This is a genomic window from Nitrosomonas sp. (assembly GCF_021731985.1).
In the GTDB taxonomy this organism is placed as follows: domain Bacteria; phylum Pseudomonadota; class Gammaproteobacteria; order Burkholderiales; family Nitrosomonadaceae; genus Nitrosomonas.
Genome location: NZ_JAKFWH010000030.1, coordinates 1 through 15,634, shown reverse-complemented (window position 1 = coordinate 15,634; position 15,634 = coordinate 1). Strand labels below are relative to the sequence as shown.

The window sequence follows — 15,634 nt, the reverse complement described above, 5'->3', positions numbered from 1 at the left end:
GCGCCAATTCTTGACTCATTTCTCTGATTTTCCTGCAGCTTGATGCTGCTGACGGTGTTCCTCGCTGCAAAAGAATCGTTCTTGATCTTCAATCGCCTCATTTTTCGGCACAGATAAATTGCACTGCGCGCACTGAACTGTTTCATTCAACTTAAGTGTTTTATTTTCTGTGCTATTGGGTTCTGCTTTGGTTTCATTTTCTTTTGTCGAGGATTCATCAACATTCGTCCAGTTTGTTTTTTGATTATCTGGTTCGGATAAGCCATTGTTGAAGCGCAGTGGTTCGGCCAGAAAAATGTCTTTGTAACTGACATAAATTGAAGTGAAAATAGTGGGGATCAGGATAACGAGCCCAAGTCCATAAGGCATCAGGCTAAGAGCAGTGAGCACAATCAGCGTAACGCCATACAACTGGAACGGGATGAAGTTTTTCAGACAGGCAAAAAAACTTCTTTGCATCGCAACAATCGGTGGAACATTATGGAATACCACCAGCAAGGGCGAGAACCAGGAAGCCATCATCAGCGGAATGGAAAGGGTTAATGCAATCAGTGAAGATGTGAGCATGTTGCTCATTACACCCATTAATTCGCTTTCGTCGACTCTTTTTCCGTATAACAGCATATCCGACATCTGAGAGCCGCCGATCAGCATCACTAGGCCAATGATTAGAATTTGCCCGATCAGATAGATACCGCCAATGGTAATGAGTGGTGCCGGATTGGTTCTGAAAGAAACAAATAAGTGTTTCAACTCAATCGGCTTTCCTTGTTCCATATCCTTGCAGCCCAACATGATTCCAGCCAGAAAAACGGGTGAAATTAATGTAAAAACAAACTTTCCCAGCAAGGGTATGAACGACATTGCCATCGCAATCAACATCAAGGTAAAGCAAACAAATACCCAAGCCAGCGGCGCTTTGCGGAACAGATAGAAGCCGCTTAAGATCCATTGCAATCCCTGTTTTCCGTGGACTTGATGAATTTCCATTGATGTTTCTCCAGTTAAGTTCGATAAACAGTTTTAATTATTATTTATATCCAGAGTTGTCGTAGTTTTTCTGGATCTGTCGCGTGATTTTTCAATATTTCTCTAAAATGAGCGGGATCTTTGGCATGTGTCAGTTCTCCCGGGCGTGGCAAATGGTAATCATAGAGCCGGGAAATCCAGAAACGCAGCGCACCTGCACGCAACATAGCAGGCCAGGCATCCTGCTCGGCACCGGATAGTGGTCGAATCGTATGATAGGCTTCAATGAGTGAAAGTGTGTGCATTCTGTCCAAAATCTTTTCCTCAGTCATGCACCAATCGTTGGCTACAATTGCCAGGTCATATAAAAAAGTATCATTGCAGGCGAAATAAAAATCGATAACACCGCCAATTTTCTGGCCGGTAAACAAAATATTGTCCCGAAATAGATCAGCATGGATAACGCCACTGGGTAATGTCGTGGTTTGTTGTGCTAACTGAAAATCAAGTTCCGAATTGAGTAACAATTTCTCATCCGCAGATAAGAATGGTGAGATCTCAGGCACTTTGGCTTGCCACCATGCTAATCCGCGTGGATTATTCATATTTCCGGGATAGGATTTTCCGGATAAGTGCATTTTTGCCAGTACTCTACCAACTTCCGCACATTGTTCTGCGGTCGGGTGTGTTAATGATTGTCCCGGCAGGCGGGTAACGATTGTCGCCGGTTTGCCGTTCAGTTTACCTAATAGACTGTGATCCAACCTGGGAATCGGAGCCGGGCAAGGGATATGATGCTGAGATAAATGTGCCATCAAATTCAAATAATAAGGTAATTCGTGGCTGGTTAATTTTTCGAACAAGGTCAATACAAACTTGCCTTGCGTGGTCGTGACAAAATAATTGGTATTCTCAATACCTGAGGAGATACCTTGCAGGTTGATGAGCTGACCAAGCGCGTAATCTTTTAACCAAGTCGTGAGCTGGCTATCAGTAACTGGTGTGAAAACAGACATGAATTAACAGGATAAAAAAACGAAGAATAAGTAAGCGCTGATGAATCTCATGGGATTACGTTCTGCTTTGTATTAAAGTTAAAATTTCAACAGTTGCCACATTGGTGGACTAACATCAATACCTGCTTCACCCGCATGCGTGTGCGAACCTCTGCCGGGATTTTTTTTCAGGTAATAAGGCGGGCCGATACGTGGGATAACTTTGATCATGAGAAGCTCACCATTGATTCGGTGCTCTTCAATGGTATCTTCCCCACGTTTGATAATGGTAACCTGTGTTTCCAGCTCAGGATCCGGTTGAATATCGGGCGGAAGTGGCGGTGGATCGGTCAAATCACGGGGTAATTCAGGAATTTCTGGCAACGGTATTAAATTATCCGGCTGTGAAGATTTCTTCGTCTGTTTCGGCTGCTCAGTTTGCGCCATAACAGGTATTGTAGAACTTAACAGCAATATAAAGATAAGTCGGTACATGTTGATTACCCGTAGGTCAGGATTATTTTGTATTCTACCTAAAATCGTAGACGACAGTTAAAGATTGAGCTGAATTTCTCTTTCAGCAGCAGTGGGTTCAAATCCACTGGTCTCATAATATTGAAAAATTGCATTAACTACCTGACTGGGTTCATCGATGATCTGAATTAAGTTCATATCTTCCGCTGAGATAAAGCCTTCGGCGATTAATGTCTTTTGGAACCAGTCAAGCAATCCGCGCCAGAATTCCGAATAGACTAAGATGATGGGCATTTTCCGGGTTTTTCCGGTTTGTACCAGTGTCAGCGCTTCCATTAATTCGTCCAATGTTCCAAAACCACCGGGCAGCACTACGTAAGCAGTCGCAAATTTAACAAACATATATTTGCGCGCAAAGAAATGCCGGAAGGTCTGGCTGATATCCTGGTAAGCGTTACGATGCTGTTCGTGGGGTAATTGAATATTTAAGCCGATACTGGGTGATTTTCCGAAGTAAGCGCCTTTATTCGCAGCTTCCATGATACCTGGCCCGCCACCGGAGATAACTGAGAAACCGGCATCAGAAAGTTGTTTGGCAATTTGCTCGGCTAATTTATAGTGTGGGTTGTCGGGGTTGGTACGCGCGCTGCCAAAAATACTGACAGCAGGTTGAATGGTATCCAGACGTTCTGTTCCTTCAACAAACTCTGCCATAATTCCAAACAGGCGCCATGACTCTTTTGCTGACCAGGGTTTATCCACAGATAAGTGAGTGGCCGGTTTATCTCGTAGGCTCATAGGAAATTTGTAAATGAAAACATTGTTGTTGGTTGATGGTTCGTCCTATTTATATCGCGCTTTTCATGCGTTACCTGATTTACGCAATCGTAACAACGAACCGACGGGTGCAATTCATGGTGTGCTCAATATGCTGCGGCGCTTGCACAAGGACTACCACGCGGATTATAGCGCGTGTGTGTTTGATGCAAAAGGTAAAACTTTCCGGGACGAATTATATCCTGCGTATAAAGCGCATAGACCGGCTATGCCGCATGATCTGGCTGTTCAAATTGAACCTTTGCATGCCTGCATTCGCGCAATGGGCTGGCCAATGTTGATTATTGATGGTGTGGAAGCTGACGATGTCATCGGTACCCTGGCCAAACAAGCTGTTGAGGCAGATATGCAGTGCATCATCTCAACCGGTGACAAAGATATTGCGCAATTGGTTAATTCAAATATCACGCTGGTCAATACTATGAGCAATGAAGTGCTGGACGAGGCGAGCGTGGTTGGAAAATTTGGCGTAGCACCGGGGCGTATGTTGGATTATCTGATGTTGGTAGGGGATACGGCTGACAACGTTCCGGGTGTGCATAAAGTGGGACCCAAGACTGCGGTCAAATGGCTCACAGAATATGGATCGCTGGATAATATTATTGCGCATGCCGATGAATTCAAGGGAACGATTGGCGACAATCTACGTAAGGCACTGGATTGGTTTGATACAGCGCGCCAGTTAATTACGATTAAATGTGATGTGGATCTGCCGGTCAGGATCACCGATCTTGCATCTAAGGCTCAGGACACCGGGCAACTTATCCTGCTCTATGAACAACTGGATATGAAGGCATCGTTACGTGAATTACGTCAGCAACAAAGTAACGCAAATCAACCGGAATCAGATGATTCCAACGAAAACCTAACGGCATCGGCGGCGGATAATGGAAACAGGGATGCCGTTCAGACGCATTCAGGAACATATCAGACTATCTTTACAGAAGACGAACTGGATGATTGGCTAATCAGGTTGGATACTGCGCAATTGGTGTCCGTGGATAGTGAAACGACCAGTTTAAGTCCAATGCAGGCAAAGCTGGTGGGCATTTCATTTTGTATTGAAAGCCATCAGGCTGCGTATCTGCCTCTGATGCACAATTATACCGGTGTGCCGCAGCAACTGTCGCTTGATGAAGCATTGAATAAACTTAAACCATGGCTGGAGAGTGCGGCAAAACCTAAATTGGGTCAGAATTTAAAATACGATAAGCATGTTTTTGCCAATCATGGCATTCAATTGAACGGTATTGTGCATGATACGTTGCTCCAGTCTTACGTTCTGGAATCCCATCGCCCGCATAATATGGATAATATGGCAATACGGCATCTGGATATTAAAACAATCAGCTATGACGATGTTACCGGAAAAGGTGTGAATCGCATCGGTTTTGATGAAGTGGCGATTGATGTGGCAACGCAGTATGCCGCAGAAGATGCGGACATCACATTACGCTTGCATCAGGCCTTATATCCTGCCATCCAAAGTGACGATCGGTTGAATTATATCTATCGTGAGATCGAAATGCCGATTCTGGATGTTTTGTTTGAGATTGAGCGTAACGGCGTTTTGCTGGACTACAAACTGTTGCAGAAGCAAAGCCATGAATTGGGAGAGAAATTATACGCTTTGGAGCAACAGGCTTATGCAGTCGCCGGGCAGCCGTTTAATCTGAATTCACCTAAGCAGATACAGGAAATTCTGTTTACCCAACTGAAATTGCCTATCATCAAAAAAACACCCACTGGCGTTCCATCTACCGATGAAGATGTCTTGCAGCAGCTTGCGCTGGATTATCCCTTGCCGAAACTGTTGCTCGATTATCGTAGTCTTGCCAAATTAAAGTCGACGTATACGGATAAATTACCGCTGATGATAGATCGGAATACCGGGCGGGTGCATACCAATTATGCACAAGCGGTCGCCGTGACAGGACGTTTAGCCAGCTCAGATCCTAATTTGCAGAATATTCCGGTACGCACCAGCGAAGGCCGCAGGATTCGGGAAGCGTTTATCGCGCCGCTGGGGCATCGGATTATTTCAGCCGATTATTCACAAATTGAATTGCGCATTATGGCGCATATTTCTAAGGATGAGGGTCTTTTGAAGGCTTTCGCAGCCGGTGAGGATATTCATAAAGCGACTGCCGCAGAAGTATTTGGAATTCCGCTGGAACAAGTGGATCAGGAGCAGCGCCGGTATGCCAAAGTAATTAATTTTGGTTTGATATATGGTATGTCTGAATTTGGCCTGGCGGCACAATTAGGGATTGAACGTAGCGCGGCCCGTGCTTATATGGAACGATATTTTGCGCGGTATCCGGGGGTGGAAAGCTATATGCAGCAGACCCGGGAAAAAGCCAGGCAACTGGGTTATGTCGAAACTGTCCTGGGGCGCAGATTATGGTTGCCCGAGATTAATAATGCCAATGGAAATCGCCGCCAAGGCGCGGAGCGCGCTGCCATCAATGCACCGATGCAGGGAACCGCAGCGGATATTATCAAACTGGCGATGATCGCCGTGCATAACTGGCTGCACAAGGAGCAGTTACGTAGCAAGCTGATTATGCAGGTGCATGATGAATTGGTTCTGGAAGTGCCGGATGATGAAATTGCATTAATAAAAAATTCGTTGCCGGAATATATGGGGAATGTTTTGCAGCTGGATGTGCCATTGTTGATAGACGTTGGTGTAGGCGACAATTGGGAGCAGGCACATTAGGTGTTAGGTGAAATGTGCCTGTTAATTAATGCAGGCGCTTTATTATTCGCGCGTTTCAACTTGCATTAATGGTTCAGCTTGCACGTCGACAGCTTCTTTGATTCTTTTTCTCGGCCGCTTAGGTAAGATAATTTCTTCGGTAACTATTTCTACCTTTTCAGGTGGCGTTTCTATCATCACCAAACCGCTTTTTGTAAAATCCGGCAGTTCTTTAACTGCAATGGGTTCTGGCGATTTGGCTGCGGCGGCTGGCGGTTCTTGCTCATCAATAGTCATTGGAGCGGACTGAATTTCAACGGGTTTTTCAGCAGCTTTTTTCTTGATGGAATGTTTTTTTGGCGGCGCAACCGCTGGCTTCTCTTTGATTGGTATTATTTTCTCAACATTCGGTTGAAGATCCGCAGAAGAATTTTCGCTATCAATTGGGGTGTCTGGAGATTCTTCAGCTACTAAATTTTGATCATCGATAGAATTTTTAGCATGCGCCGATGGATTTCTGTTCTTATTGCCGCGATGCCGACGTGCACGCCTGCGGTCGTCGGGCTTCACATTGGGGTTCTCAGGATTTTCTTGTTCAATAGCCGACAGATCCTCTGGCAGCATACTTATCGCGGAATCCGGTTCGGGTGGTTGAACAAATTTCTTTTTATTGTTTTTTCTTTCTGTTACCGCTGTGCGCTGATTCGGCTGTTCGGTTACTGTAATATCCTGATCATTGGCAATGCTGCTTGAGTCACTCGAATCGCTTTGTCTAGCTTGATTTGCAGAAACATCTTTAGTGCGTTCATTTCTGTTGCGTCCGCGACGGCTTCGTGAACGTCCGCGGTCCTGTGGTGCTTTAGTTCTGTCAATGTCAGTCTGTTTTTTTTCTTCAAGATCGGGTTTAATTTCTTCCGTATTGGCTGGCTTAAACCAACTGAAAAATTTATCCAGAAGCGATGAGTCACGTGATGAATTTTCTTCTCGGATGGGTGCTGGTTGCGCGAGTTTTATGCCTTGAACGGCAGCTTGAAGACGGACAGGCTTGTTTTTCTGTTCGATAGATACCTGATTGTTTTCCTCGGTATTTTTCTCTACCAGCTTATAACTGGCTATCGTTTCGTTTGAATTTATTTCATCGTGACGTATGCGAGTGATGGTGTAGTTAGGGGTTTCGATATGGATATTTGGTATCAGAACGATATTAATTCTTTGCCGCACCTCAATATCATAGATCTCTCCACGCTTCTCGTTGAGCAGATATGTAGCCACATCGACCGGAAGTTGAACATGTAACGCACTCGTGTTTTCTTTCATGGCTTCTTCTTGGATGATTCTTAACACATGCAGTGCCGAGGAATCAGTTCCGCGAATAAATCCGGTTCCATTGCAACGTGAGCATGGAATATAGTTACTTTCACCCAGCGAGGGACGCAGACGTTGACGTGATAATTCCAATAAGCCGAAACGCGAAATTTTCCCAACCTGAATACGTGCCCGGTCTTGGCGCAATGCTTCATGTAATCTGGCTTCGACTTCCCGCTGATTGCGTTGTACATCCATATCGATAAAGTCGATGACGACCAGTCCGCCCAAGTCACGTAATCTTAATTGACGTGCAATTTCATCCGCTGCTTCAAGATTGGTATTCAATGCAGTATGTTCAATATCCAATCCGCGGATGGCGCGGGCTGAGTTAACGTCAACCGATACCAGTGCTTCAGTATGATCAATAACAATTGCGCCACCTGAGGGTAGCGAAACCTGTCTTGAATAGGCTGTTTCTATCTGATGCTCAATTTGGAAGCGTGAGAATAACGGCACATCATCGTGATAGAATTTAAGACGATCTACATTGGCAGGCATGACATGCACCATGAATTGGCTGGCCTGCTCATAGATATCTCGGCTGTCGATTAAAATCTCGCCAATCTCTTGGCTGAAATAATCACGAATAGCACGTATCACCAGACTGCTTTCCTGATAAATCAGGAAAACGCCATTCTGATTATTGGCCGCTTCTTCAATGGCATACCAAAGCTGTGTCAGGTAGTTTAAGTCCCATTGCAGTTCTTCTGTGCTTCGGCCTATCCCGGCAGTTCTGGCAATAATACTCATGCTTCCAGGCACTTCAAGCTTAGCAATGACATCACGCAAGTCATTACGTTCTTCACCGGTTATGCGGCGAGATACACCGCCGCTGTTTGGATTGTTGGGTATTAAAACCAGATATCGGCCAGCCAGCGAAATGTAAGTTGTTAGTGCAGCGCCTTTGGTTCCACGCTCATCTTTGTCAACTTGTACAATCAGTTCCTGACCTTCTTGTAGAAGGTCTTGGATACGGCCATTGCTAGACCCTGCGTTTTCATTGAGACAGGAAGGAGCAATTTCCTTGAAGGGCAAGAAACCGTGACGTTCGCAGCCATAGTCTACAAAAGCAGCTTCTAGACTGGGTTCTATTCGTGTAATAACAGCTTTGTAGATATTGCTTTTGCGTTGTTCTTTACTGATTGACTCAATGTCGAGGTCAACCAATGTTTGGCCATTGACAATTGCAACGCGCAACTCTTCAGGTTGGGTCGCATTAAATAACATTCGTTTCATTTACAAACCTTACGTGTTCTATTTATGGGTACACTATCCACAAATTCTTCAGATAGTTTTTTTTGGCATACGTAGTTGTAATGACGAGGTTTGGGTCTAATAGTTTTATTATAATATTTATTAATCAATTATATATTTCTTTTTATTAATGTATTTTAGTATGTTAATTTATTCTGGATGAAAGTTTTTGTAATCTGGAACAGAATAAAACCTATTTATTCTGTTCTAATACACGAGTTATAAGTTTTATTAGCCCTCTTTAAGGTAACAGATTTTACATAAAGTTCCAAACGGAACTTTGTTTTATGTCAATTTTTGTTGATACAACTTTCTTACTGGATACCTTGATTGCTAATCAGTATCTTATAAAAAGAATATGTCATTTTTCGATTCTAGTATATTAGCTTTTACAGAAAGATACTTAAAATGCAATAAGCAAAATCTTTATATTTCTTCACAACAATCTTTAAATCAACTTGAAAGTTACACATAATATTAAAGAGTTAAATAATAATATTCAACCCATTGCAGCGGTCATCAAAGAATGTATTGAAGAGGAAGGAAACGACCAACGGGTTGATAATTTTTTATTCAAGCGATACAGGAATGTACCCAAAAGCCACCTGTACCAGCTATTAAGAAGCGGTCAAGTGCGTGTTAACGGGAAACGAATAAATGCTAGTTATCGATTGCAATTGGGCGATATTGTCCGAATTCCACCGATCAAGATCACGGAAAAAAATTCTTCCCGGCAGACTGCAATTGCACCATCAAACTTTTTTACCTTCACGACATTGTATGAAGATGATGTGCTGCTGGTGATTGATAAGCCCGGTGGATTGGCTGTTCACGGCGGGAGCGGTATTGGCTTTGGCGTGATTGAGCAATTGCGTGCACAAAATCCATCTTGGAAATTTCTGGAACTGGTGCACCGCCTGGATAGAGAAACCTCCGGTGTTTTGTTGCTCGCAAAAAAACGTAGTGCACTGGTTGAATTGCATCGGCAGGTTCGTGAAGGCTTAATGGAAAAGCACTATCTGGTGATGGTGAAAGGGGAATGGCATAACGCTAAGCAACACGTTAAGCTGGCACTTAACAAGTATGTAACGGCAGGCGGTGAGCGGCGTGTTGCGGTATCAAACGGTGAGTACGACGATAGTAAATCGAAGCTGTCTCACACGATATTTAAGCTGCAAAAATCCTGGAAAAATTTCAGTTTACTGGATGCCGAAATAAAAACCGGCCGCACACATCAAATCCGTGTTCATCTCGCGCATCTTGGGTTTCCAATCATTGGTGACGATAAATATGGTGATTTCGAGATCAATAAACAACTGGCCAAAACCCGCGGACAGGACAAACTAACACGAATGTTTCTGCACGCACATACCTTGCAAATCACGCACCCCAATACGGAGGAGCGTATGCAACTGCAATCGCCTTTATCCAAAGATCTACAGAAATTTATCGATGGTCTGGAAAATCCTTGATCGTTTAGTTTTCGGTTCGATTTAATCGAAGTGGTATAATGCGCGGCTAAATATCTGGGTTAACGGCGATTTGTTCAGTTTTAATCATGGTTTGCAGAACTTCCCAAACAGTTTCTACAATTTTTTTCTGTGCGACTTCGTTGGGGTGTATCCCGTCAGCTTGAAAGAATTCGTGTTTATCGCCAAAACCGGCCAGCAGAAATGGTATTAATTTGATTTGATAGTTTTCAGCCAATTGTGGAAAAATGGCTTGGAACTTTTGTGTATAAGTCATGCCATAGTTGGGAGGTAATTGCATGCCGACGAGTAGGACTAGAGAATTGTTTTGCCGGCATATTTCAATAATAATTGCCAGATTCTCATAGATGGATTTTATAGAAGCACCGCGCAAACCATCGTTAGCGCCAAGCTCAAGAATAACAATCTCCGGGCGATGTGTTTCCAATGATTGTTTAATTCGATTGCGTCCCCCAAGCGTTGTTTCGCCGCTGATACTTGCGTTTATGATTTGATAATCAGCAAATTTAGACTGTAATCGTTGTGTGAGTAACGCAACCCAGCCAGCTTCGATTGGTATGCCATGGCCGGCAGAAAGACTATCACCAAAAACCATTACAGTTTTGGGTGATGCCGCTGTAGCAGGAGCAATGAATGTAAGAAGAAACGTCAGAATAATCAGGAAATTTTTCATGTCAGATAACTTTGTTAAACAACCCATTCTTTGGACTAAGGCACTCACCAAGCAGGTTAATACCGGTGACAAGCAATTAACCATATTGCAGGATATTGATTTGCAGGTTAACGCCGGTGAAGCTGTTGCAATTATAGGCGCATCCGGATCGGGTAAATCTACTTTATTAGGACTATTGGCAGGATTGGATTTGCCGACTTCGGGAAAAGTTCACCTGGATGCGATTGATATTTTCACTTTGGATGAAGATAATCGGGCTGCCTTGCGCGGTAAGATTCTGGGTTTTGTATTTCAGTCATTTCAATTACTTCCTGCATTGACCGCGATTGAAAACGTGATGTTGCCGCTTGAACTTTCTGCAGCCAGCAATGCCGAAGCGACGGCGAGGAGATTACTGGAACGTGTAGGGTTGTCGATGCGTTTGCATCATTATCCAAAACAATTATCCGGAGGCGAGCAACAGCGAGTTGCCATTGCACGCGCATTTGCAACGGACCCCAAATTATTGCTGGCCGATGAGCCGACGGGGAATCTTGATTCTGCCACCGGTATTCAAATTATTGAGCTCATGTTCGAACTTAATCGTGAACATGGTACGACATTGGTATTGGTGACCCATGATGAAGCGCTGTCACGGCGTTGTTCGCGTCAAATCCGATTGGCGGATGGCAAGCTTGTGCAATAGTTACCAAAGCTAAGCATTGTTGATATTCACCCTATATTTTCGACAAGGTAATATTTCTCTCCATGAATCATTTTAAGCTGTCTTTCCGCATGCTGTGCCGTGATTGGCGTGCAGGCGAACTCAATGTATTGGTTCTGGCGCTGGTTATCGCAGTCAGTGGAATGGCCACCGTAGGTTTTTTTGCAGATCGGGTGGAGTTGGCACTTTCACGTGAAAGCAATCAATTGCTGGGTGCGGATTTACTAGTTATTTCGAGCAAACCTTTACCCGAATTTTATGCCGATGAAGCTAATCGGCTTGGATTATCCGTCTCATCGCTGATTAAATTTCCCAGTATGATTTCTAATGGTGAGAACAATCTGCTAACCGAGATCAAGGCAATTACGGAGGGTTATCCATTGCGCGGGCGCGTGCATCTGGCCAGCAGGTCATCAGAAACAACAGAAATTCAAGTGGCTGGCAGAATCCCACAACCGGGCGCCATCTGGGTTGATGAAAAAGTCATGACACGACTTGATCTTAAAGGCGGTGACGCAGTGGATGTTGGCGACATCCAGTTAACAGTGACCGAACTGGTCGTGCGCGAGCCGGATCACTCGGTGGGATTCATCAATATGGGCGCGCGCGCCATGATCAACGCAGCCGATTTGCCAGATACCGGTTTAATTCAGGAAGGCAGCCGTGTTTCCTATCAGTTGCTCGTGGCGGGTGAAATAAAAGCGGTGCAGCAATTTCGTGATTGGGCGAAACCTCAGCTTACCAAGGCGCAGCGAATTGAAGGCATCCGGGATGCGCGTCCTGAGATTAAAGCTGCCTTGGAACGTTCAGAAAAATTCTTAAGCCTGGCGGCTCTGGCCAGTGTGGTTCTGGCAGCAGCGGCGATTGCATTGGCTGTGCGCCGATTTACCCAGCGTCATCTGGATGGATGCGCGGTGATGCGCAGTTTGGGAGCCAGTCAGAAACAACTATTTTATCTATACTTGTATTATTTTATTATATTGGGTGTTTTCGCTAGCAGTATTGGATGTCTGATTGGTTTTGCGGCACAGGAGATTCTGACGCACTGGTTGACCGGTATCGTTGATACTGAATTACCCTGGCCCAATTGGTTGCCAGCACTGCAAGGTCTGCTGGTAGGGTTGGTGTTGTTATTGGGTTTTGCATTACCGCCTGTGTTGAATTTACGTAGTGTTCCGGCATTGCGGGTATTGCGCAGAGATATTGGCTTATCCAATGCGCACAGCATAGCAGGCTATTTATTGGGATTGGTAGCTCTGTCGCTTTTGTTTATCTGGAAAGCGCAAGACCTGAAACTGGGTCTTTACATTGTCATTGGATTTGTCTCAGCCATTGCCATTTTTGGTTGTCTGGGCTGGTTACTGATCAGGGTATTATCGAGCTTCCGGCATCAAGCCGGTGGAGCTTGGCGCTATGGTTTGGCCAGTATCAGCCGCCGCGCGGTTTCTAGCGTATTGCAGGCAGTGGCACTGGGATTGGGTTTGATGGCATTGCTGGTGTTGACGCTGATTCAGGATGATTTGATCGACGATTGGCACACCAGCTTGCCGCCTGATGCGCCGAATCATTTTCTGGTCAATATTCAACCAGATCAATTGCAGCCGCTGGAGGAATTTTTCCAGCAATATGGCATTGAACATCCGCCGGTGTTTCCGATGGTAAGAGGCCGTTTGATCAAGATTAATGGGAAGGATGTGTCGCCAGAGGATTATGCGGATGATCCGCATGCTGAAAGGCATATCCGGCGCGAATTCAATTTATCCTGGGCGAATCAGCAAACGTTGGATAACCAGGTCGTTCAAGGAAAATGGTGGAGTGCGGATAGCAGCGAGGCGGTTATGTCGATTGAAGCGGGCATTGCTAAAACAATCGGTGTCAAGCTAGGTGATGAACTGACTTATGATATTGCGGGCAGTCCTTTTTCAGCCAAGATCACCAGCATGAGAAAAGTGGACTGGGATAGTTTCCGGGTCAATTTTTTTGTTGTTGTGCCACCCGGTTTGCTGGATAACTACCCGGTCAGTTATATCACCAGTTTTTATGTGCCGCCGGCAGAAATTGCTATGATGCATGAACTGGTCAGAACCTTCCCGAATATTCTGGTGGTTGATGTGGCAATCGTTATCAACCAGGTGCAGCAAATGATCCATCAGGTCTCGCAAGCAATTGAATTTGTTTTTGTGTTTACTGTACTTGCCGGTTTCTCCGTGTTGTACGCAGCGATTGCCTCCACGCAAGATGAACGCATTTATGAAGCAGCCATTTTCAGGGCACTCGGTGCCAGACGGGAACAGTTGTCGCGTGCCTGGGCAGCCGAGTTTGCAATTTTGGGCGGATTGGCTGGATTGTTTGCGTCGGCCGGTGCCAGTGTGCTTGGTTATGTTATTGGTAAGCATGTCTTGCATCTCGACTACACGTTTAATCCCTGGATTTGGCTGGTTGGTACGTCAATCGGCGTGATCGGTGTTTTGGTGGCTGGTATATTGGGTACGCGCTCAGCATTATCCAGTCCGCCGTTATTAACTTTACGCAAAATTGGCTAATCACGCTTCGTGACTTCGATGATTTCACCGGCATCGATCCTCGGCTCGCAATCGCCAAATCTCAAATCACTGCCGCCACTGAGTCTGTATATTCATCTTCCGTGGTGTCTGAAGAAATGCCCTTATTGCGATTTTAATTCGCATGAAATTCGCGGGGAGGGCAGCCAAGCACCCGAGGAAGAGTATGTTGCAGCGCTAATCCGGGATCTCGAATTTGCTCTGCAAGATGTTTGGGGGCGGCGGATTAGCAGCGTATTTTTTGGTGGCGGCACACCGAGCCTGTTCAGCGCTCAAGCGATTGATACGATATTGACGGCGGTGCGCACATTGTTGCCGCTGGAACATTTTGCCGAAGTCACATTGGAAGCCAACCCCGGAACATTTGAAGCGCAAAAATTTGCCGATTTTCGTGCCGCAGGCATCAACCGCCTATCGATCGGCATACAAAGCTTTAATGCGCTGCATTTAAAAGCGCTTGGGCGTGTGCATGATGATCAGGAAGCACATCGTGCGGTGGACATCGCACTGAAGAATTTCGACAATATCAATCTTGATCTGATGTATGCATTGCCCGGGCAAACCTTGGAAGAAGCGCAAGCTGATATTGAAATGGCGTGCTCTCTCGGAGTTACGCATATTTCCGCCTATCATTTGACGCTGGAACCGAATACGCTGTTTCACCGCTTTCCCCCCAATCTTCCCGATGATGAACAAGCGGCAGGGATGCAGGACGTGATCGAACGAATCACCGTGAGCCATCAATATCGGAATTACGAAACTTCCGCATTTGCGCAAGCAGGGAAGGAGTCACGCCATAACATGAATTACTGGCTTTTTGGCGATTATCTCGGTATTGGTGCGGGCGCGCACAGCAAAATCAGTTTCGCCGATAAGATTGTGCGGCAGATGCGCACTAAGCAGCCGAAGGAATATCTGGTCAAAGCCCAAGCAGCAGAATCGTTAATCCAGACGCAACAGATACTGACTCCCCCGGACCGGGGTTTCGAATTTATGATGAACGCGCTACGGCTCTCCGGCGGATTTGAAACGGCTGTGTTTCAGGAACGCACCGGCCTATCGATTACCGCCGTTCAGAAGCAATTGGATGAGGCCGAGCAACGCGGCTTGCTGGTACACGATCATCACCGCATTAAACCCACCATATTAGGCCGACGATTTCTGAACGATCTGCTGCAGCTTTTTTTACCTGAAACGCCAAACCCGGAATAATGCTCGTCATCGATTCAGCGTGATTATGCGCTAAAATCGCACACTTCTGATTTGAAGTTATGTGTAAAAGGAGTCAATGCTGTGGCGTACGTGAAACCGGAAGAAATTGTCGAAAACATGTTACAGGCGGGTGCTAAGAAAGCGAGTTTGCCGGTCAAGCAGTTACTGATTCGCGGCTTTCTAGCAGGCGCTTTTCTCGGTTATGCCACCACGCTGGCGATACTGGCGGCAACGCAAACCGGATGGGGGATTGCCGGTGCGCTGGTGTTTCCGGTGGGCTTTGTCATGATCGTTCTGCTCGGATTGGAATTGGCAACCGGCAATTTCGCACTGATTCCGATCGCCGTCAAAGATCAAAGAACACCCTTCAGTCATTTGCTCAGGAACTGGACGTGGG

12 protein-coding genes are annotated in these 15,634 nt (G+C 45.5%); 6 read left to right on the top strand and 6 right to left on the bottom strand.

Annotated elements, in window-relative coordinates; translation table 11 throughout:
* Nucleotides 1-15: 15 nt before the first annotated feature.
* The 4 genes from QZ942_RS03680 to QZ942_RS03665 form a co-directional block, all read right to left on the bottom strand.
* Complete coding sequence (locus QZ942_RS03680) at nucleotides 16-990, bottom strand: BPSS1780 family membrane protein (RefSeq protein ID WP_292993337.1); 975 nt, start codon at nucleotides 988-990, stop codon at nucleotides 16-18.
* A 44-nt stretch (nucleotides 991-1,034) separates the two neighbouring features.
* Nucleotides 1,035-1,985: a homoserine kinase gene (locus tag QZ942_RS03675; RefSeq protein ID WP_292993336.1), complete on the bottom strand. Its 951-nt coding sequence runs from the start codon at nucleotides 1,983-1,985 to the stop codon at nucleotides 1,035-1,037.
* Nucleotides 1,986-2,063: 78 nt separating this feature from the next.
* Entirely contained in the window at nucleotides 2,064-2,459 is a 396-nt protein-coding gene (locus tag QZ942_RS03670) for a DUF2782 domain-containing protein (RefSeq protein WP_366836020.1), read from the bottom strand.
* Nucleotides 2,460-2,516: 57 nt separating this feature from the next.
* Nucleotides 2,517-3,236: a TIGR00730 family Rossman fold protein gene (locus QZ942_RS03665; protein WP_292993335.1), complete on the bottom strand. Its 720-nt coding sequence runs from the start codon at nucleotides 3,234-3,236 to the stop codon at nucleotides 2,517-2,519.
* A 13-nt stretch (nucleotides 3,237-3,249) separates the two neighbouring features.
* Between QZ942_RS03665 and polA the strand changes: the two genes are divergently transcribed.
* Nucleotides 3,250-5,997, top strand: coding sequence for a DNA polymerase I (gene polA / locus QZ942_RS03660; protein WP_292993334.1), 2,748 nt, complete (start codon nucleotides 3,250-3,252; stop codon nucleotides 5,995-5,997).
* Nucleotides 5,998-6,039: 42 nt separating this feature from the next.
* Here the strand turns inward: polA and QZ942_RS03655 are convergent, their stop codons facing one another.
* Nucleotides 6,040-8,580 (bottom strand): Rne/Rng family ribonuclease, encoded by a 2,541-nt coding sequence (locus tag QZ942_RS03655; RefSeq protein WP_292993333.1) that lies wholly within the window; start codon nucleotides 8,578-8,580, stop codon nucleotides 6,040-6,042.
* 476 nt (nucleotides 8,581-9,056) lie between these two features.
* Here QZ942_RS03655 and QZ942_RS03650 point away from each other — a divergent pair, with 476 nt between their 5' ends.
* The gene (locus QZ942_RS03650) at nucleotides 9,057-10,070 is read left to right on the top strand and encodes an RluA family pseudouridine synthase (RefSeq protein ID WP_292993332.1); all 1,014 of its coding nucleotides are present in this window, start codon (nucleotides 9,057-9,059) and stop codon (nucleotides 10,068-10,070) included.
* Nucleotides 10,071-10,116: 46 nt separating this feature from the next.
* On the opposite strand, the gene QZ942_RS03645 is transcribed toward QZ942_RS03650, so the two are convergent.
* Nucleotides 10,117-10,761, bottom strand: a complete 645-nt coding sequence (locus QZ942_RS03645; protein WP_292993331.1) for an arylesterase — start codon at nucleotides 10,759-10,761, stop codon at nucleotides 10,117-10,119.
* Between QZ942_RS03645 and QZ942_RS03640 the strand changes: the two genes are divergently transcribed.
* The 4 genes from QZ942_RS03640 to QZ942_RS03625 form a co-directional block, all read left to right on the top strand.
* A complete protein-coding gene (locus QZ942_RS03640) occupies nucleotides 10,760-11,446 on the top strand; it encodes an ABC transporter ATP-binding protein (protein ID WP_292993330.1) in 687 nt (228 codons plus the stop codon). The genes QZ942_RS03645 and QZ942_RS03640 overlap by 2 nt on opposite strands.
* A 62-nt stretch (nucleotides 11,447-11,508) precedes the next feature.
* Complete coding sequence (locus QZ942_RS03635) at nucleotides 11,509-14,007, top strand: FtsX-like permease family protein (RefSeq protein ID WP_292993329.1); 2,499 nt, start codon at nucleotides 11,509-11,511, stop codon at nucleotides 14,005-14,007.
* Between the two features lie 18 nt (nucleotides 14,008-14,025).
* Entirely contained in the window at nucleotides 14,026-15,237 is a 1,212-nt protein-coding gene (hemW, locus tag QZ942_RS03630; RefSeq protein WP_292993358.1) for a radical SAM family heme chaperone HemW, read from the top strand.
* A gap of 81 nt (nucleotides 15,238-15,318) precedes the next feature.
* On the top strand, nucleotides 15,319-15,634 hold a 316-nt coding region (locus QZ942_RS03625), incomplete at its 3' end, for a formate/nitrite transporter family protein (RefSeq protein ID WP_292993328.1).

What these genes read in the sequence shown, in the direction of transcription:
- QZ942_RS03665 (WP_292993335.1), bottom strand. Translation starts at nt 3,236, where the DNA reads ATGAGCCTACGAGATAAACCGGCCACTCACTTATCTGTGGATAAACCC.
- QZ942_RS03680 (WP_292993337.1), bottom strand. Translation starts at nt 990, where the DNA reads ATGGAAATTCATCAAGTCCACGGAAAACAGGGATTGCAATGGATCTTA.
- QZ942_RS03670 (WP_366836020.1), bottom strand. Translation starts at nt 2,459, where the DNA reads ATGTACCGACTTATCTTTATATTGCTGTTAAGTTCTACAATACCTGTT.
- hemW (WP_292993358.1), top strand. Translation starts at nt 14,026, where the DNA reads ATGATTTCACCGGCATCGATCCTCGGCTCGCAATCGCCAAATCTCAAA.
- QZ942_RS03635 (WP_292993329.1), top strand. Translation starts at nt 11,509, where the DNA reads ATGAATCATTTTAAGCTGTCTTTCCGCATGCTGTGCCGTGATTGGCGT.
- QZ942_RS03655 (WP_292993333.1), bottom strand. Translation starts at nt 8,580, where the DNA reads ATGAAACGAATGTTATTTAATGCGACCCAACCTGAAGAGTTGCGCGTT.
- QZ942_RS03675 (WP_292993336.1), bottom strand. Translation starts at nt 1,985, where the DNA reads ATGTCTGTTTTCACACCAGTTACTGATAGCCAGCTCACGACTTGGTTA.
- QZ942_RS03640 (WP_292993330.1), top strand. Translation starts at nt 10,760, where the DNA reads ATGTCAGATAACTTTGTTAAACAACCCATTCTTTGGACTAAGGCACTC.
- polA (WP_292993334.1), top strand. Translation starts at nt 3,250, where the DNA reads ATGAAAACATTGTTGTTGGTTGATGGTTCGTCCTATTTATATCGCGCT.
- QZ942_RS03645 (WP_292993331.1), bottom strand. Translation starts at nt 10,761, where the DNA reads ATGAAAAATTTCCTGATTATTCTGACGTTTCTTCTTACATTCATTGCT.